The sequence below is a fragment of the Paenibacillus ehimensis NBRC 15659 genome, assembly GCF_004000785.1.
GTDB classification, from domain to species: Bacteria; Bacillota; Bacilli; order Paenibacillales; family NBRC-103111; genus Paenibacillus_G; species Paenibacillus_G ehimensis.
This window is the reverse complement of the sequence record NZ_BILX01000029.1, coordinates 44,309-62,074: the sequence shown is the minus strand read 5'-3', so window position 1 is coordinate 62,074 and position 17,766 is coordinate 44,309. Positions and strand designations below refer to the sequence as shown.

Here is a 17,766-nt window from a genome sequence, read left to right as displayed (position 1 = left end):
CTCTTTTCTATGTGAAATAAATCGAGCGTTCATTTATTTTCCGGAGGCGCTGTGAGCTCCGTGTCCGCTGCCGCCGGCCATTCCATGAGCCCCGTGGCCTTGGCCTGCGGTTACGTCCTCCATCTTGTTGCTGCCGCTGACTGCAGCGCTCGGCTTCCCGCCGGATTCATTTCCGCTGCCGCCGGGTACCGCTCCGTGACCGCCATGAGCGCCATGCGAGCCGCCGACTGCATATTTCGTAACGATGTTGTAGAACAGGTTATCCGGGAACGACGAGAAAAACTGCTCGCCCGAGCGGCCCGGCTTGGCCAATGCGTCATAGCCGGCTTGGGTCAACGGACTTGCCGACTTTTTGATCCCTGCGGCCCACTTGTCGAACTCTTCCCGCGACGTCGCATGTACGTCGAATTTCATATCGTTAAAATGCTCCCCGCTGAAGTTCGCTGCGGTGCCAAAATATTTGCCTGCCTCGTCGGCTTGCAGATACAAGGTCATCGCCATGCCGGACATCGTATACATTTGTCCGCCAAGCTGCGGGATCCAGAACGAGTTCATTGGAGCGTCAGACGTCAATTCGAACTTGATCGGCACGCCCTTCGGAATTTGCAAATAGTTCACCGTCGCAATTCCCTGCTCCGGGTAAGTAAACAGCCATTTCCAGTCCAACGACGTCGCTTGAACGACGATCGGCTTTTGGTCCGATTCGATCGGCTTGGAAGGCTCCAATGCGTACGTATATTTTACCGTCACGCCAGCCAGAATAAGGATGATCACGATCGGGATCCCCCACCAGATCATCTCCAGCTTCGTACTGTGCGACCAATTCGGCTTGTAGGCCGCCTTGTTTCCTTTCGCGTCGCGATAGCGCCATACGATGACCGCCGTCATGGCCAGCACGGGAACCAGCACGATCAGGCAAAGCACGGTCGAGATCACGATCAGGTCTCGCTGGTCTTGGGCAATCGGCCCTTTCGGGTCGAACACCATCATTTCTTGTCCGCAGCCGGTCAGCAGCGCCATCATCAGGATGAACAGCAGCGCTAGCGAAATTCGGCCGATCTTTACCGGTTTTCTCATGTCGATCCTCTCCCACGCTCTCCGAATGCTATGATTGTTCTGACTGTGAGCCAGATCACTCTATAGATCCACCATAACAGATTACGACAAAATGTTCGCGGTACTTAACAAATACGTCAAGGTTTCGTCATTATTCTGCAAAATAATTTTCACGAAGCTGACAAATTTTTTGCACTTGTCAAAATATGACACCTCGAATAAACGTCAAAAACCCCTTCGGGGAATCCCGAAGGGGCTAAAATTGCGCATTATTCCATTTATTTACTGTCGTCTTCCGTTTTCGCTCTGGAATGAACAAGGTGGATTGCCGTGCGGATCACATAGATATGAACGCTGCCGACCATGAACCCGACCCCGACCATAAGGGACGTGTTACGATCGCTGAAGTCATGCAGGTTAAATAAACTAAGCAGCAATCCGATCCCAAGCAGCACCCATGCTGTTGCCGTCATCAAAGCTACCAATCTGCCCACGTTGCGCTCGTTTCCGGTTCCTTCGGCCAAGACTGCCGTTTTCGTCGTCATAGCGATCACTCCTAAATCACTGAAAGTGCTTTCTCTTCCAATAGTATACCACACTTTTGCGATTTTGTTCATATAAAATTCAATTTTTGATCAAATTTCCGACAAAAATTTTTCAAGAACTCGTTCGAATCTCCAATAGCGAATCGATGAGGAAGTCCGCATCCTCGGACAGCACCTCTCTGGAGCCGTCATACGTCACAATCCCGACAGCGATGCTTCCCGCGGCCTTCGCCATCTTCATATCGACAACGGAATCGCCGACGACCACCAGCTCATGGGGAGATATCCCCAGCTGCTCACAGGCTTTAAAGACCATGTCCGGGCTTGGCTTGCCTTTCTCCACCTGCTCCGGGGTAATGAGAAAATCGAGCCGCTCCTTGACTCCGAGCAAATCCATGCACTGTTCGGCTCTTGTCCATTTGTCCGAGGTTAAGATCCCTGTACGGATCCCTTCATCAAGCAGCGACCGGATGACTTCCGATGCCCCCTCTTTGGCTTGGAACGCTTGATCCAGCATCGTATTCTCGTCCGCCAGACGGAAGACGGACTCCGCTTTGGCTTTGCATTCCGTCCACGGCCAGCCCTTCAACTGATAGAAAGCGCCGGCGGTGAGAATGATTTCCTCCAAGGTCGTCGCTACGGCCAGCACGCCGTTATGATCTACCTCGCCGGCTCCTCGAATACCCATCAGCTTCTCCCATTGCTCCTCATGCTCTTCCCCGGCCAGGTTCAGAAACTGCTGCTTCCGCAGCGTATCGATATATACCCAAAAGGCCACGGCATCGAACAATGTGCCGTCCTTATCGAATCCTACCGCCTTCGCTTCAACCTTCGTATCGCCAATCCATAAGCTTTTGCCGCCCATAAAATGTACCCTCCTTAGATCTCCCTGCTGCCGAACTTTTCCCGTAAAACGGTCTCGATTTCTTCTCTTGTGGTTAAAAACATAAATTCCGACTCAAATGTACGCTTTTCATGAGGCAGCAGCTCCTCCAGCCCGCCCTCCCGCCGCTCGGCCGCTCTTCCGTTCAAACCGCAGTTGGCCGGTTCGAAGCCGACCGCATAGATGCCTTGTTTGATGCCCTTCCATAGCGAAAACCGGGGAAACTGCCGTGAATCGTAGGAATATACAAACGCGATATCTTCCTGCGGATTTACGAGCATCAGATGGCATTTCCCGTTTTCGTCGGGCTCCACTTCCGCATGGATAACCTCCTCATCCACGGCAATACTAGGACCGGGGATAAGCGAATAATGCTCCAGGTCCGCATCCGGCGTGCCCTCCCATGCTCTTACATTCGTTATGGAACCGACGATGCAGGAACCTTCATCGACCAAAGGAAATCCCAGGTTGATATGATATAACAACATGAGCGGAGCAGCCGTGCAGCCTTGGTTGATGACCTCGTCCTCGATTTTGATCACATTGGAACCGAAAACGGTCGTGATCGATCGCTTGAGCTCCAACTGCTCATGAAACACCGAAGCTTGCTCGACACACCCTCGAACGGACAACCTGTACTCCTCTCCGATCCACTCCTCTTCGTAGGCGGTTTGACGGGCAGGGAGATTGGATATTCTTCCATGCAGCCCTAGCTCCTCCTCCCCGTCACGGCACGGCTCTCCTGCTTGGGTGAGCCCGCACGTCGTCAGCAGACCGCCGGAAAAATTGCGCAGCCACCCCGTCCCGGCCGGCTCGAAATATTCGCCGGAGGCGTAGCCGACGGGCGAGATCCACGCCATCGGAATGCCGTCGCATTCCACCTGTCCGATATCCATCCCCCGGTCGGCCAACACGGTAAAGCGCAGCCTCCCGTTGCGCACGTCGAAAGCGCGCAGACCTTTGGCTTTGCCCTCGGCAAAAGCAAACGGTTGAATGCCGGCCAATTGCCGGTAAGCTCCGACCTTGGGCCTCCATTGTTCTTTTTTATAATGTAAGTAAGCTTTTCTCGCCATTTCTCCATCCGTCCCGTTCTGCTACGATTTTTTCAATACGTTTTTTCCCGCAAACGCGATAACCGCCAAGGAAAAGACAATGAACAGCGAATAGATGGCATTGATTTGCGGCGAATACCCGTACCGGATCATCGACCAGATTTGCATAGGCAGCGTATTGTCCGTTCCGATCAGGAAGAACGTCACGACGATCTCGTCGAACGATACCGTGAGTCCCAGTAAAGCTCCGCCCAGCAAAGCCCCTTTGATATTGGGCAGCGTGACGTAGAAAAATGTTTTTAACGGAGAGGCCCCCAGATCCATGGAGGCCAGCTCCAAGTTTTTGTCCAGACGTTTCAACCGGTCCATCACCATGATCATCACTACCGGTGTAACAATGACGACATGTCCGAGGGTAACCGCGAACAAAGAAGCGGAGAGCTGCAGCGTTTTGAAGAATAAAGTCAGCGCGATGCCGGTGATGATGCCGGGCAAAATGTAAGGCAGCAATAGGGAAAGCTGCAAAAAGCTTCTCCCGGCAAATTTGTAGCGCTGGAACAAAAATGCGGCCGTGGTGCCCACCAGAATCGCAAGCAGCATGGCGGGGATGCTGACCGTCAGGCTATTTTTGGCGGCCAGCCACAGCTTCGGCTCCTGAAACAGCTTCACGTACCAATCGAAGGTAAACGCTTTGATCGGAAGCGCCGGGATGCGCGACGCGTTGAAGCTGAACAGCACGGTGACCAGAATGGGTAAATACAAGAACAGATATACGGCCGCGGCAAACAGGATGCAAGCCCAATTCTTCACGTAGTTCAAGGTGGGTCCCTCCGCTAATTTTCTTCGAATGTTCCTTTGACATCCCCCAGCTTCCTCAAAATCAAAATAACCAGCAGCAAGCATAGCAGCAATATGACGGCCAAGGAGGCGCCCAGCGGCCAATTAAAGCTGTTGCCGAACTGGGTCTGAATAATATTGCCGAACAGTATTCCGGACGCCCCTCCGACCAAGGCGGGAGCCATATAATCGCCGACGGCGGTAATGAAGGCAAACATGAATCCGGTTGCAATACCGGGCAAGCTTAGCGGAGCAATAATGTGAATAAACGTATAAAATGCCGTTCCCCCCAAATCTTCCGAAGCCCGGACTAACGAGACGGGGATTTTCTCGATGGTGGTATAAATCGGAATGAATGTGAACGGAATGGCTATGCACAGCACGGTAACGATCACGGAGAAATTGTTAAACAGCAGGCCCGTTGCCGGCTTCTCCAAAACACCCGCAAGCAGAAGAACGGAATTGATAAACCCGTTTTCACCCAAAATGGAACGCCATGCATAAATCCGTACCAAGTAGCCGACCCATAACGGCGCAAGCACGCCCAAAAACAGCACGGTTTTGAAGGCCCCTCCTTTATAATGGACGATCAGGGCCATCGGATAGCTGATGACAACAGCGAGACAGGCGATCAACGCGGAAAGCTTCAGCGTCTTCAGCAGCAGCTGCACATAAGTCGGATCGGTGAAGAAAGCGATATAATTCGCGAAAGTCAGCGTCCGCACGAGTTTGAATTGATCGACCTGCCAAAAACTGTATAATGCCATAGTACCGATCGGAATAAGAATAAACAAGATCACCCAAAGGGAGATGAACGAGATCATAATCCGTTTATTGTTCATCGGTCTCACCTGTATTCTGAACAACGGCTGCGTCTTCCGTCCTGAAATAAAGATCGACAAATGTTCCCGGAGCAATCCGGCGATGCTTGTCCTGCTCCGTAATCCTCAGGAGGAACGGAAGCTCTCCCTTCAGCTTGAGCAATACTTCGGTTTCCGAGCCGTAATACGTTTCCTCCAGCACGAAAGCGCCTTCGATTTTGTTCGTATACGTATCGTCCTCCGGAGCGAAGCGGATTTTCTCCGGACGTATCGATAAGCAGGCCGCATTCGGATCGTTCGGAGCTTCGACGCGGAAGGTCTCCCCGTTGTCGCATTGAAACAGATGATCCTGAATCATCCGGCCGGGCAGCAAATTCGTCTTTCCGATAAACCCGGCGACAAACTTCGTTGTCGGATGATTGTAAATTTCGGCCGGGGTGCCTACCTGATGCAGCCTTCCGCGCTTCATGACCGCAATCCGGTCCGATAAGCTTAAGGCTTCCCCTTGATCGTGCGTAATGTAAATAAACGTAATGCCGACTTCCCGCTGCAAATGCTTCAATATCTTCTGCATATCCTGTCTTAAATGAAAGTCCAAGGCGGACAACGGTTCGTCCAGCAGCAAAATATCGGGGCTCGAAATCAAAGCTCTGGCCAAAGCCACCCGCTGCTTCTGGCCGCCGCTCAGCTGATCCGGTCTGCGGTCCGCGTACTCCCGCATGCTTACCATGTCCAGACTATCCATCACCCTTTTGGCCATTTCCGCTTTGGGGACTTGCTTGATTTTCAGAGGATAGGCGACATTCTGAAATACGGTCATGTGCGGAAACAGGGCGTAGTTTTGAAATACGGTATTCACATTTCGTTGATAAGGAGGCTGTCCGCTTGCGTTCACACCCGAAATTCGAATCTCCCCGCCGGTAGGGAATTCAAATCCGGCGATCATTTTCAGGATGGTCGTTTTTCCGCAGCCGCTCGGACCTATGATCGAAAAAAACTCGCCTTTGCCGACCGACAGATTCAACCGCTTGATTGCAGTGAAATGCCCGTAATCCTTGACCACATTGATCATTTCCAAGACCGGTTGGCTATCGTTCATGATGATCGTCTTTCCTTTCTTCTATAAAAGAGGATGAATGAAATTCCCGCACCGCGCTTAATTGGCTTTAACCTCGTTCCAAAGCTTAACCCGTTTTTCGAAGCTTTCCGGAAATGCGACGTACACCAGACGATTGAAATAGTCCGCATCGTCCATATGGGCGTCTTTCGCCTCTTTTTCCGAAATATGCTTCACGGCCTCTTGATTAACGACCCCGTAGCCCGCTTTTTTGACCACCTGCGCCTGCACCTCCGCAGAGATCAAATAGTCGATATAGAGATGAACCAATTCCGGATTTTGAGCTTTCGCGCCAATGGTAACGTTATCGATCCATACCAGCGCTCCCTCTTTGGGAACGACTTCGACGACATCCATTCCCGCTTTTTGCAAATCCGTCACCATCGTCGGCCCCTGCGTATAGATGACCCAGGCCTCTCCGCTGGCCATTAGATTTTTTCCGTCTTCAAAGCCCGTATAATAGGAACGGACAAGCTGCTTTTGTTCGATCAGCTTTTGTTTGACCTGCTCCATTTGATCGTCCGTCAATTGGTAAGGGTCTTTGAACCCAAGCAGCAGGGCGGTCATCGAAATCTGGTTGTTGGCATCGTCGACCGTGGCGATTTTGCCCTTGTACTTGTCGTCCCATAACACGGACCACGAATCGACGGGCTCCTTGATTTTGTCCCGGTTGACAGCCAGTGGCAGCGAGCCCCAGGCGAAGGGAAGGGCGTAAGCTTTCTGCTCGAACGTCACATGCTTTTCGTTCAGCTTGTTCATGGCAGGAATGAGCTGCGCGGTGTTCTTCAGCTTGGACGTGTCAATCGGCTGAAGCAGGTTCAGCTTCTGGTACCGGGTCACGGAACCGCCGTCCATAAAGATCAAATCGTAATGGACGGAGCCCGAAGCCGCCTTGGCAAACATCTCGTCGACGCTTCCGGCGTAGGAAACGTTCACCTTGACCCCATATTTGTCCTCGAACGGTTTCACCCATTCGTCCTCCTGGTAGCCCTCCCACGACAAGACATTCAGCGTCTGCCCTTTGTAGACGGATTCCGGGCCCCCTTGACCTGCTTGTTGGCCCGGCGGATGGCCGCAGGCGGCGACCCAACACATGAGACAAACAACGGCAACGATGCGAATGGCAGCTTTAAGCAAAGCTTGTCCCCTCCTTTATCTCCAGTCAATGACGGTTTTGATCGCACAAGAGGATTGGCCTTCCTCCAAAAAGGCTTTCACTTGCTCCGGCTTGAGAACTTGCCCTACCAGCGGCTCCAGTTCGATATAGCCGCGGCTTACGGCTTCAATCGCTCTCGGCCAGACGGACGGCGCATTCGTGCGCCCGTAGATCGTCAAGTTTTTGAGAATAATTTCCCGGTGAGGGAAGGCGCTCGTCTGGCTATCCTTGAAGCCATAAAAGATCATTCTGCCGCCGATTTTCGCGTACCGGACTGCGGCCTGCACCGTCTCCGACAGCCCTACGGCATCGATCACAAGGTCGAAGCCTTGGTTGCGGACGTAATCGTCCGTTTGTTCGACGGATTCCATGTTAACGCTTTCAATAACAACAGCAGCTCCCGCTTTCTTTAGCCATTCCACCCGCTCCGGCAGCTTATAGACGACCGTTACGGCAGCGGCCCCTCGCATTCGGACAATCTGCGTGAAATAGAGAGCCGCCGGGCCGTCCCCAAAAACGAGCACTTTATCGCAGGCGTTCACCCCCGCAGCCTCAACCGCTCCGAACGGGCACGTCATCGGTTCAAATACAGCAGCCGCCAGGTCGCTCATCGTGTCCGGGATGCGGTGGACGCATCGTGCGGGGATGACCGCATAATCGGCCCAGCCGCCGTTCCTATTGATCCCGAGCTCACGATAGTTGAGACAAAATTCCGGCTTTCCGGACTGGCAGGAGAGGCAGGCTTCACAAGGGACGGCCGGGTCGATGACGACCCGTTCCCCTTCCCGCAAAGCGGCTTGCGCATGGCCGGTTTTTACGATTGTCCCGGTCAGCTCATGTCCTAAAATATAAGGAGGCCGGTACGGAAATTTCCCTTGAAAAATTTCTTGATCCGTCGCACAGATTCCCGAATAAGACACTTTAACCAGCACTTCATCGTTCTTTACTTCCGGTACGGGGACATGGCGCAGCTGAAGTACGCCCGGCCCTTCCCACACAAGCGCGCGCATCGTTTCCGGCATCGGTGAAAACCTCCTGTTCTTAAAGTAGCATGCCGATTCGAGGCTGGTAGTTCTCCGCGCTTTCGTCGTCGTAGAACACCATCTCGCGAATTTCTTCTTTGGCCAGCCCGTTGAAATCAGGCGCCAGCTCTACCCCGAGTCCCGGGGAATCGCTTAATGCCAGCTTTCCGTTGCGGAAGCTTAACGGATTCTTCAATACGTCGGACGTATACCATCCGTAATGGGTATCGTTGGCGAACGGGAAGTTTCTTGAAGCCGCAATCAGATGGGCATTGGCCAGCGTCGCAATCCCCGTTTCCGCCCACGAGCCGGTCACGCACCAGATCCCGCAGCTGTTGGCCAACTCGACGATTTGCTTGGCTTTCAGAAGTCCGCCCGCTTCCGAAGGATAGACCGTAAAGGCGGCAACCGCCCGCTTTTCGATCAATCGGAGGGCCGTATCGAACGTAGTGCAGGACTCGTCCGCCGTAATAGGAACAGGAACCGATTGGCTTACAGTCGCCAATCCGTCGATATCGTAGTAAGGAATCGGCTGCTCCACCAGCTGCAGATCGTATTCGGCCATTCGGTTAATCGCTTTAATCGCGCTGCTTACGCTCCAAATCTGGTTGGCGTCGATCCGCAGCTTGACCTTCGGACCTACGGCCCGGCGAATTTCTTGAATTCTGCGCGTATCCAGATCGATATCCCGGCCGACCTTGATCTTAATTTCATCGTAGCCTCGGGCGACGATCTCCTCGGCTTCCTTGGCGTTGACCAACGGATCATCGATGAACAAATATCCGGAGAAGGAAACCTCCTTCCGGTACAGCCCGCCAAGCAAATTGTATACCGGCGTGTTCAATAATTTCGCTTTCAAATCCAATAAGGCGATATCGATGCCGGCCAACGCGTAGTATCCGATCTGCGACCAGTTTAGAATGTATTCCTCCAGCTGATGCAGGATCAGCTCCGTCTGCATCGGGTCTTTGCCGATCAGAAACGGTTTAAATTCTTTTTCCACAATCGTCTGGATCGTTGAGATCGTAGGTCCGACACACTCGCCATATCCGATAACGCCTTCATCCGTGATCAGCTGAACGATTAATGCCGGGGCATTCTTCCGGGTACCGCCCGACCACTTGGCCGGTTTTTTGAACGGAATCAGTACAGGCGTTGTTATTACATCTTTAATGAACATACCATATCTCTCCTTTGTCGTGTGGTAAGAACAATTTGAGGATGATGTAAGTATATTTTACCGAAGAATTAATTGTCAACAATATTGTTAACAATTTTATTTTGAAATTTTTTTTCGTCATTTTGTTGTTCTCCATTTAAAATCATAGTATATTTATACATTGTCATTGTCAACAATAACGTATAAGTTAATTTTAATTCTATACAATAAGCTTTTTTATTGTATAATTGAGGAAGCAACGCTATGGAGCTTAGGTCGATAGGAGTATAGGAGGAAACCTTGTGAAGAATCAATTTCGGTTCTCAGTCAAAAAAACAGATACGCTAAGAAATCAAATTTATCAAGATATTAAGGATGCGATCATTCAAGGGAAGCTCAAGCCGGGGCAGCGATTGCGCGAGGCGGATCTTTCGGAAGAAATGGGCGTCAGCCGCGGCCCGATCCGCGAGGCGATTCTACTGTTGGAACGCGAAGGGCTTCTGGTGACCCAGCCCCATCGGGAAACGACCGTAGCTACCGTGGATCAGGATGAAGTGCTGGATTTGTTAAATCCGCTTCGCGTGCTGCTCGAATCTTTTTGCATCCAAAAAATATTGCCGCATCTGACGGATGCCCATTTCGCCGAGCTGACGGACATCCTGAACGGACTCGTAGAATCATGCGAAAAGAACGATTTGGAGCAAGTGGTCAAAAAAGATTTGCAGTTTCACGAATATCTTATTTCTTTGACCCATGAGCCCTATTTGCAGACCCTCTGGTCCGGCGTCTCTTCACGCATCGTCTTTCACTTTATGTCCAACTCGCAGATGCACCGCGAAAATAATTTTACGAAGCTCATCGAAGAGCACCAAGCGCTGCTGAACGCGCTGAAGACAAAAGAATGGCCCGTTGTTGAGGAAGAATTGAAAAAACACATCTATTAGAATATCGATCGTCCTCCAAGCCAAGAAGGTATGGAGGGCGATTGTTTTTCTTTCGCCTCATTACATAGCCCCCGCCCCCTTCAAACCATATAGTTCTCAAGTAGGATATTCGTGCCATTAGTCTATGAAAATCGACATGATTTGCCAATCATTGCTTTTCAAATCTATTTTTTTGTAATAGAATAGGCAATGTTGCAAAAATAGAGTCAGATTTGGAGAGGGGATCAACTCAGATGTACAGGAAGAAAATTGCACTTGCACTTTGCGCGCTGCTGGTTGTGATGGCAGTCCTCGCCGGCTGCGGAGCAAAGCCAGCACCGAAGGAAACGCTCGAGAAGGCGTTCCAGACGTCTGCTGATATGAAATCGGCCGATTACAAAATGACCTTCGCGATGAACATGGACTTCCCTGCCGACGCTTTGGAAGAAAATCCGCAGCTGGCCGTAGGGGCGCAGATGCTCAAAAACATGGAAGTGGCCGTAACCGGCGCTTATCAGCAAGAACCGTTCCAGATGGAAATGAACATCGAAGCCAAGCTCAAAGGCGACATGGCGATGAACATCAACCTGCCGATCGTGATGACCGATCAAAAAATTTGGGTGAAGGTGCCGAACATTCCGATGCTGCCGCTGCCGAAAGACGTGGTAGGCAAATTTGTGGAGCTTGATCCGAAGGAACTCGCGAAGCAATCGGACCAAAAAGTGAATTTCGACGCCGCTACCATTAAGAAGCAGCAAGAGCTGGGCCAAGAAATCGGCAAAATCTTCTTCAAGCACGTGGACGAGAAAACGTTCCTCTCCTCCGTGGACAAGAAAGACGCCAAGCTGCCGGAAACGGTTGAAGCGAACCAGATCGTGAAATTCGCGGTGACGAACGAAAACCTGGAGCCGTTTATCACGACCGTGGCCGAGAAAGTATTGCCGGAAGTGCTCGATCTGATGATGAGCGACAAATACGCAAGCGTGTTTGACATCAAGAAAGAGGACCTGGAGCAAGCGAAGAAGGAGTTGGCGGACAATTCCGGAGACAAGCTCAAATCGGATATCGCTAAAATGAAGGAAGACGTCAAAGTCAAGGACCTGCAAATCACGACAGCCGTCAACAAAAAAGGATTCCCGGTTTACCACGATGTAAACATCGGCCTGGAGGTCAAAGACAACGGCAAGCCGTATCAAATCGGCGGCAACATCAAAGCGGAATATACCAAGATCAACGAAAAGCCGGAGTTCAAGATCGGCATTCCGAAAGACGTCATTACCCTCGAACAGCTGATGCAAAAAACAAACGGCATGTAATTCAAAGCAAAGCCGCGCTCCAATCGGAGACGCGGCTTTTTCATACATAGTATCGGCTCTTTCTGGTAAATCTAGCAATAGCGGACTTAAGCCGTCGGCTTCAGCGCCTGCTTCGCCGTTTCCTTGACGGTTGCGACGTAAGCGAGTCCTTTTTGCTTGTCGTATTGGCCTTCCCACTTGGACATGACCACTGCTGCCAGAGAGTTGCCAAGCACGTTGACGACCGTGCGGGCCATATCGAGAAGGCGGTCAATTCCGGCAATGAAAGCGAGTCCCTCGACCGGAATCCCGACCGAGCCGAGCGTCGCAAGCAGAACGACGAACGAAACGCCCGGCACGCCGGCGATGCCTTTGGACGTGACCATCAGTACAAGCATCAGCGTAATCTGCGTGCTGATCGGCATCTCGATGCCGTACATTTGCGCGATGAACAGCGCCGCAAGCGCCTGATACAAGGTCGATCCGTCAAGATTGAACGAATAACCGGTCGGGACGACAAACGACGTAATGGCTTTAGGACAGCCGAACTTTTCCATCTTCTCCATCACTTTAGGCATAACCGATTCGGAGCTGGCCGTGGAGTAAGCGAGAATGATTTCGTCCTTAAGCAGCTTGATCATCGTCCAAATACTGGTGCCGGATATTTTTGCAATAGCTCCGAGCACAACGAAAATAAAGAACAGCATGCTGGCATAGACGACTACGACGAGCTTGCCGAGCGGAATAAGCGAGCTCACGCCGAATTTGGCAACCGTGACGCCGATCAACGCGAACACCCCGAACGGTGCGAACTTCATGACTTGGTTCGTGACCCAGAACATCGCGTCCGCGACGCCATGGAAGAAACTGAGCACCGGCTTGCCGCGTTCGCCGACCGCCGCAATGCCGAGACCGAACAGAACGGAGAAGAAAATGATGGCGAGCATATCGCCGTTCACGAACGCTTCGAAAATGTTCTTCGGCACGATGTTCACGAACGTGCTGGCGAAGCTGTGACTTGCTTTTTCCGCCGTATCAACATACGTTTTGATATCGGTTTTCGCAAGGCCCGACATATCGATGCCGGCACCCGGCTTGAAGATGTTGGCAAACAGCAGGCCGACGATAATGGCAATTGTGGTAACGATTTCAAAATACAAAATCGTCTTGCCGCCGAGCTTGCCCAGCTTCTTCATATCTCCTACCCCGGCGATGCCGACAATAAGCGACGAGATCACGATCGGAACGACGATCATTTTGATCAAGCGGATGAAGATATCCCCGATCGGCTTCAGGTACGTTTCGACAGCGGGATTCCCGTAAAAGATGGCCCCGACGGCAACCCCGAGCATCAGACCGATTACGATTTGCAGGGCCAATCCGAATTTTTTCATGTCTGCTTCCTCCTCTTTTGTTACTAAAAGCGCTTCCAAATTAAAAGCGTCTGTGAAATAATAGGTTTGACTAATATCATACGGCCCGTCTACACTAAACTACAAAAACCTACAATTGCGAGTTGATGCGAATTTTGAAACTGGCTGTCTCTTGGAAAAACCGCCTGCTCCCGCTTGCCCTTGTCGCCATTCTCGTACCGCTGGCCGGCGAGCTGAAATTTTATCCGTTCTCGGATTCGTTCCGCGTCGGCATGGGGCCTCCCGTGCTTTTTTTCAGTTTGCTGTGGCTTCGCGGATTAACGCCGCTGGCGGCGGGGTTCGTGACCGGCCTCACCGTGCCGGCCTTTCGGACCGGTCTGGATGCGCTCGGCGGAGAGACGGCGATTGAAGCTTCGTTTTATCAGCACGTTCCCGCCTTCTTCTTTTATTTCTCCTATGGGGCTTTGTTCGCCGCGGCACAGGTCAACAAGTACCGCCAGAGTCCGCTGCTGATCGGTCTGATCGGCATGGGACTGGAGATCGGCTCCAATGTGGCGGAGCTGTTTTTTCGCTATTCGCTTCCCGGCCGGACGATTATTTTGCACGAGCTGGAGCAAATTGCCGTGATCGCCGTATTCCGGAGCTCGTTCGTGCTGGCGATCTTCAACATCATTCAGCTTAGGCAGGTGCGTGCGCTGCAGGAGCGGGAGCGGCTGGAGAACGAGCATCGGCTGATGCTGATCTCGACGCTGTACGAGGAATCGGTCCATTTGCAAAAAACGCTGCAGCAGGCTGAGCAGATTACCCGCTCGTCCTATGAGCTGTACCGGGGGCTGAAGAATGCCGCCGAGCCCGACTTCGCCCGGCAAGCGTTAGGCATCGCGGGACAAGTGCACGAGATCAAAAAGGACAATCAGCGCATCTACGCCGGGTTGTCGCAGCTCATCACGAGCGAGCGGCGGGCCGATTTCGGCTTGGCGGGCGAGCTCGGCGGCGTGGTCGTCCGCTCGAATGAAAAATACGCCCGCCTGCACGGCAAATCGATCGGCATTTCGTTAAAGATCAAAGGGGAGCATCCCCCTTATCACGCCTATACGCTGCTGTCGCTGCTGAACAATCTCGTCTCGAACGCCGTAGAGGCGATTCCCAAGGACGGGGATATCGAAGTCGTCATCGACCGCCCGGACGAGCGGACGGCGGAGCTGCGGGTCCGGGATGACGGCCCGGGCATTCCGGAGCATTCGCGGGATATCGTTTTTCATCCGGGCTATACAACCAAATACGATGCCTCAGGTGTACCGTCGACCGGCATCGGCCTCTCCTATGTGCAGGAAACGGTGGAGCGGCTCGGCGGCACGATAATGATTCAGGAAGGAATCGGTGGAAAAGGAACCGAATTTATCATACAATTGCCGTTAGCAAGTTTAACGACGAATAAGGACGGGTGAAAAGGAGTGCGATTTTTTATAACCGATGACGACCCGGCGGTGCGCCGCATGCTCGCGCAGCTGATCGAAGACGAAGATCTCGGCGAGGTCGCGGGCGAAGCCGCAGACGGAGCGGATGTGGATGCCGGACTGCTGGCGGTCACGCGGACGGATATTTGGCTCATCGACCTGCTGATGCCGAAGCGGGACGGCATTGAGACGGTGCGCGAGATCGCCCCGGCGTTTCCGGGCAAAATCATCATGCTGTCGCAGGTCGAATCGAAAGACATGATCGGCGAAGCATACGCCTTGGGCGTCGAATATTACATAACGAAGCCAATCAACCGGCTGGAGGTGCTGTCGGTGATCCGCAAGGTCGAGGAGCGGATGCGGCTCGCCCGTTCCATTCAGAACATTCGCCAGTCGCTGCTCGGACTGGACGACGGCGGCTTAGGAAAGGCTGCAGCCCCGCGCGAGCGAGATCGCGATTCTGCGGGAATCAGCGCGGCGGGCCGTTATTTATTCTCGGAGCTCGGCATTACCGGAGAAATCGGGTGTAAAGATTTGCTGGCGATGCTGCAAATTTTGGCGGAGCACGACGATGCCGCTTCAGGCCACCGCGATTTCCCCCAGCTGCGGGAGCTGTTCCGCGCAGCGGCCGTGCGCAAGCTGGGCGATAAAACGGACGAAGCGGTGATCAAGAAAGAAATCAAAGCGGCCGAGCAGCGCGTGCGCCGGACGATTCATCAAGCGTTGAGCCATTTGGCTTCGCTCGGACTGACGGATTATTCGAATATCAAGTTCGAAAATTACGCATCGAAGTTTTTTGATTTTACGGAGGTTCGCAAGCGGATGCTGGAGCTGGAGGACGAAAGCGGGGAAGTTGTTTCGCAGGTACGGATCAACGTCAAGAAATTCATTCAGGTGCTCTATTTGGAGGCGAAGCAGCGCATGCGGGAGCATTGAATCGAAGAAAAGGAGGCTCTTCCCCAGGTCTGACTTGGACCTTATGGAAGAGCCTCTTTTTATCGGCTGTACCGCTCTTGATCGAAGCGCGACGGACGATTTTACCAATATCTTCTAGAAATGCAATGCTCCTTCGCCAGCTTGTAGCCGTTCAGCTCGACAAGCTCGATGCACCCTTCGGAATCGGGAGAATGAAGCATCCGGTTGTCCCCCGCATAGATGCCGACATGGTGCACTCGCCCCTTGCCTCCTTCGTAGGCGAAGAAGAGCAGATCCCCCGGCTCCAGACGGTCCCGCTCCACCATCTGCCCTTGCACGGCTTGATCGGAAGCGTCCCGCGGAATGAGAATGCCTTGCGATTTATGCATGCTGTAAGCAAAGCCGGAGCAATCGTAGCCGTAGGAGGACATGCCTCCCCAGAGATAAGGCAGACCGATAAACCGCATTCCCTGCCGGACTAAGCGCCGGCCTGCATGCTCTTCTTCCGTGCCGGAGGACGCGGGACAGCCGGAGATCCGCACCTGATCCTTCGGCAAGAAGCCCGCTCCGTGCGGGGTGTCCACCATGACTCCGTCCTTCGTCTCTTCGATGACGGGCAGCCGGGTTAGGAAGCTCAGCTCGATGGCGGCATTCTGTGAACGGAGCGACAGCAGCGCCCGGGGAGCAACCACCTCCGCCCATCGGTCAGCGGCGGCTTCATCGCTTGCTTCCGCCAGCTGGCGCCTCGGCACCCATCCGGGATAGCCTGCCCCCTCCTTCCGGGTGCTTTGCTCGGGAATGAGCACCTTGACCCACTCGCCGCTTTCTTCGGCAACGATCGCCTCGGTTCCGAACAGCATCTGCGTTTGAATGCGATTGCCGCCGAACAAATCCAGCTTATCCTTTACGGTCATCGCCGCCAGCCATTCCGTGATGGCCGCCGGGTGCCGCAGCGCCGGTTCGTCCAACGGACGCGGCGAATCGGGAGACGTCCACACGGTGGCGACGGACACCGCCGCTCTCACTCGCTTCGGCCCGCTCATGAGACGGCCCCCATTCCGTCCTGACAGCGCACGTCCCGGATGCCAAGTCCGGCAGCTTCCGGGAACGTCATGACCCGCCCTTCGTATCGGACGCCGCCGTCGACAATATCATGGAGCATCATGAGCGGCGCATCGAAATCGAAGCGGGTAATGTTCTTCTTGCTCGCCGCAAAATGAGCCGCCGCCGTTACTGCAAGACGGGATTCGATCATGCTGCCCACCATGCATTCCACACCGTATTCCTCCGCAATCTGGTTGATGATTTGCGCCTTGTAGATCCCGCCCGATTTCATCAGCTTGATATTGATCAAATCGGCCGCGCGCCGCTGCAGCACTTCAAGCGCCTGAGCCGGGGAGAACACGCTCTCGTCCGCCATAATCAGCGTTTCGACCGCATCCGTTACGGCCTTCAAGCCTTCAATATCTCCAGCCTTCACCGGCTGCTCCACAAGCTCGATATCAAGGCCCATGTCTTCCATCCGCCGGATCGATTTGACCGCATCCTTCACCTGCCAGCCTTGGTTCGCATCCAGCCTGATTTTGACCCGGTCGCCTACGCGGCTGCGGATCTCTTTGATCCGCTCGATATCCTCGCCGATCTCGTCCTTCCCTACCTTGATCTTCAGCACGTTGAACCCGGCTTCCACATAGCGGACGGCATCCTCGCCCATCTCTTTCGGCGAATTGACGCTGACGGTAAAGTCCGTCTCGATCCGGTCCTTATAGCCTCCGAGAAATTGGTACAGCGGCATCCCGCACACCTGCGCCACCAGGTCGTAGACCGCCATATCGACCGCGGCTTTGCCGCTGCTGCAGCCGACCATCGCCTGATGGACGGATTGAATGATTTGCTCGTACGCCAACAAACTTTTGCCGATTAACAGCGGTGTGAACGTATGGACAATGGCGGATTCGATACTTTCCAAGCTGTCCCCCGTAATCACAATCGTAGCCGGCGCTTCGCCCCAGCCGACCCGGCCATCGTCCGCCGTCATCCGAACCAGTACGGATTCCGCTTGAAAGACGGTCCGCAGCGCGGTTTTGAACGGTTTGATAAGCGGGGTGGACTGGCGCATGACGTCTATTTTTTGAATACGCATCTAAGGCGCCTC

At 53.3% G+C, this 17,766-nt stretch carries 17 protein-coding genes; 4 read left to right on the top strand and 13 right to left on the bottom strand.

The window, feature by feature from the left end; genetic code table 11:
• Positions 1 to 33 precede the first annotated feature (33 nt).
• From cyoA to PEH01S_RS17725, 10 genes are all read right to left on the bottom strand, one after another.
• The gene (gene cyoA, locus PEH01S_RS17770; protein ID WP_127487102.1) at positions 34 to 1,077 is read right to left on the bottom strand and encodes a ubiquinol oxidase subunit II; all 1,044 of its coding nucleotides are present in this window, start codon (positions 1,075 to 1,077) and stop codon (positions 34 to 36) included.
• A gap of 257 nt (positions 1,078 to 1,334) precedes the next feature.
• Positions 1,335 to 1,601, bottom strand: coding sequence for a hypothetical protein (locus PEH01S_RS17765; protein ID WP_025849213.1), 267 nt, complete (start codon positions 1,599 to 1,601; stop codon positions 1,335 to 1,337).
• Between the two features lie 112 nt (positions 1,602 to 1,713).
• Complete coding sequence (locus PEH01S_RS17760) at positions 1,714 to 2,466, bottom strand: HAD family hydrolase (protein ID WP_025849212.1); 753 nt, start codon at positions 2,464 to 2,466, stop codon at positions 1,714 to 1,716.
• A 14-nt stretch (positions 2,467 to 2,480) separates the two neighbouring features.
• The gene (locus PEH01S_RS17755) at positions 2,481 to 3,557 is read right to left on the bottom strand and encodes an aldose 1-epimerase family protein (protein WP_025849211.1); all 1,077 of its coding nucleotides are present in this window, start codon (positions 3,555 to 3,557) and stop codon (positions 2,481 to 2,483) included.
• Positions 3,558 to 3,578: 21 nt separating this feature from the next.
• Positions 3,579 to 4,346 carry an ABC transporter permease gene (locus tag PEH01S_RS17750; RefSeq protein WP_246062973.1) on the bottom strand — a complete coding sequence of 256 codons (768 nt, stop codon included), beginning with the start codon at positions 4,344 to 4,346 and terminating at the stop codon, positions 3,579 to 3,581.
• 23 nt (positions 4,347 to 4,369) lie between these two features.
• Entirely contained in the window at positions 4,370 to 5,215 is an 846-nt protein-coding gene (locus PEH01S_RS17745) for an ABC transporter permease (protein ID WP_025849209.1), read from the bottom strand.
• Positions 5,205 to 6,293 carry an ABC transporter ATP-binding protein gene (locus PEH01S_RS17740; RefSeq protein WP_025849208.1) on the bottom strand — a complete coding sequence of 363 codons (1,089 nt, stop codon included), beginning with the start codon at positions 6,291 to 6,293 and terminating at the stop codon, positions 5,205 to 5,207. Before PEH01S_RS17740 ends, PEH01S_RS17745 begins: the two co-directional genes overlap by 11 nt.
• A 57-nt stretch (positions 6,294 to 6,350) precedes the next feature.
• Positions 6,351 to 7,448, bottom strand: a complete 1,098-nt coding sequence (locus PEH01S_RS17735) for an ABC transporter substrate-binding protein (RefSeq protein ID WP_127487098.1) — start codon at positions 7,446 to 7,448, stop codon at positions 6,351 to 6,353.
• 15 nt (positions 7,449 to 7,463) lie between these two features.
• The gene (locus PEH01S_RS17730; protein WP_127487096.1) at positions 7,464 to 8,489 is read right to left on the bottom strand and encodes an alcohol dehydrogenase catalytic domain-containing protein; all 1,026 of its coding nucleotides are present in this window, start codon (positions 8,487 to 8,489) and stop codon (positions 7,464 to 7,466) included.
• A gap of 19 nt (positions 8,490 to 8,508) precedes the next feature.
• Positions 8,509 to 9,669, bottom strand: coding sequence for a mandelate racemase/muconate lactonizing enzyme family protein (locus PEH01S_RS17725; RefSeq protein WP_127487094.1), 1,161 nt, complete (start codon positions 9,667 to 9,669; stop codon positions 8,509 to 8,511).
• Positions 9,670 to 9,950: 281 nt separating this feature from the next.
• On the opposite strand from PEH01S_RS17725, the gene PEH01S_RS17720 reads away from it, so the two are divergent.
• On the top strand, positions 9,951 to 10,592 hold the full coding sequence (locus tag PEH01S_RS17720) for a GntR family transcriptional regulator (protein WP_025849204.1): 642 nt from the start codon (positions 9,951 to 9,953) through the stop codon (positions 10,590 to 10,592).
• A gap of 233 nt (positions 10,593 to 10,825) precedes the next feature.
• The gene (locus tag PEH01S_RS17715; RefSeq protein WP_127487092.1) at positions 10,826 to 11,887 is read left to right on the top strand and encodes a DUF6612 family protein; all 1,062 of its coding nucleotides are present in this window, start codon (positions 10,826 to 10,828) and stop codon (positions 11,885 to 11,887) included.
• An 86-nt stretch (positions 11,888 to 11,973) separates the two neighbouring features.
• Here PEH01S_RS17715 and PEH01S_RS17710 read toward each other — a convergent pair whose 3' ends face one another.
• Entirely contained in the window at positions 11,974 to 13,260 is a 1,287-nt protein-coding gene (locus PEH01S_RS17710; RefSeq protein ID WP_025849202.1) for a cation:dicarboxylate symporter family transporter, read from the bottom strand.
• Positions 13,261 to 13,394: 134 nt separating this feature from the next.
• On the opposite strand from PEH01S_RS17710, the gene PEH01S_RS17705 reads away from it, so the two are divergent.
• Together PEH01S_RS17705 and PEH01S_RS17700 are read left to right on the top strand one after the other, a co-directional pair.
• Positions 13,395 to 14,687, top strand: a complete 1,293-nt coding sequence (locus PEH01S_RS17705) for an ATP-binding protein (RefSeq protein ID WP_246062972.1) — start codon at positions 13,395 to 13,397, stop codon at positions 14,685 to 14,687.
• Positions 14,688 to 14,693: 6 nt separating this feature from the next.
• On the top strand, positions 14,694 to 15,632 hold the full coding sequence (locus tag PEH01S_RS17700; RefSeq protein WP_127487088.1) for a response regulator: 939 nt from the start codon (positions 14,694 to 14,696) through the stop codon (positions 15,630 to 15,632).
• A gap of 101 nt (positions 15,633 to 15,733) precedes the next feature.
• Here the strand turns inward: PEH01S_RS17700 and PEH01S_RS17695 are convergent, their stop codons facing one another.
• Together PEH01S_RS17695 and PEH01S_RS17690 are read right to left on the bottom strand one after the other, a co-directional pair.
• Positions 15,734 to 16,654 (bottom strand): C40 family peptidase, encoded by a 921-nt coding sequence (locus PEH01S_RS17695; protein ID WP_127487086.1) that lies wholly within the window; start codon positions 16,652 to 16,654, stop codon positions 15,734 to 15,736.
• Positions 16,651 to 17,754: a mandelate racemase/muconate lactonizing enzyme family protein gene (locus PEH01S_RS17690; protein ID WP_127487084.1), complete on the bottom strand. Its 1,104-nt coding sequence runs from the start codon at positions 17,752 to 17,754 to the stop codon at positions 16,651 to 16,653. Before PEH01S_RS17690 ends, PEH01S_RS17695 begins: the two co-directional genes overlap by 4 nt.
• Between the last annotated feature and the right edge of the window lie 12 nt (positions 17,755 to 17,766).

Bases quoted from the DNA above. Each gene is read 5' to 3' on its own strand.
- PEH01S_RS17765 (WP_025849213.1), bottom strand. From the start codon at position 1,601: ATGACGACGAAAACGGCAGTCTTGGCCGAAGGAACCGGAAACGAGCGC.
- PEH01S_RS17730 (WP_127487096.1), bottom strand. From the start codon at position 8,489: ATGCCGGAAACGATGCGCGCGCTTGTGTGGGAAGGGCCGGGCGTACTT.
- PEH01S_RS17760 (WP_025849212.1), bottom strand. From the start codon at position 2,466: ATGGGCGGCAAAAGCTTATGGATTGGCGATACGAAGGTTGAAGCGAAG.
- PEH01S_RS17725 (WP_127487094.1), bottom strand. From the start codon at position 9,669: ATGTTCATTAAAGATGTAATAACAACGCCTGTACTGATTCCGTTCAAA.
- PEH01S_RS17695 (WP_127487086.1), bottom strand. From the start codon at position 16,654: ATGAGCGGGCCGAAGCGAGTGAGAGCGGCGGTGTCCGTCGCCACCGTG.
- cyoA (WP_127487102.1), bottom strand. From the start codon at position 1,077: ATGAGAAAACCGGTAAAGATCGGCCGAATTTCGCTAGCGCTGCTGTTC.
- PEH01S_RS17745 (WP_025849209.1), bottom strand. From the start codon at position 5,215: ATGAACAATAAACGGATTATGATCTCGTTCATCTCCCTTTGGGTGATC.
- PEH01S_RS17710 (WP_025849202.1), bottom strand. From the start codon at position 13,260: ATGAAAAAATTCGGATTGGCCCTGCAAATCGTAATCGGTCTGATGCTC.
- PEH01S_RS17690 (WP_127487084.1), bottom strand. From the start codon at position 17,754: ATGCGTATTCAAAAAATAGACGTCATGCGCCAGTCCACCCCGCTTATC.
- PEH01S_RS17740 (WP_025849208.1), bottom strand. From the start codon at position 6,293: ATGAACGATAGCCAACCGGTCTTGGAAATGATCAATGTGGTCAAGGAT.
- PEH01S_RS17715 (WP_127487092.1), top strand. From the start codon at position 10,826: ATGTACAGGAAGAAAATTGCACTTGCACTTTGCGCGCTGCTGGTTGTG.
- PEH01S_RS17755 (WP_025849211.1), bottom strand. From the start codon at position 3,557: ATGGCGAGAAAAGCTTACTTACATTATAAAAAAGAACAATGGAGGCCC.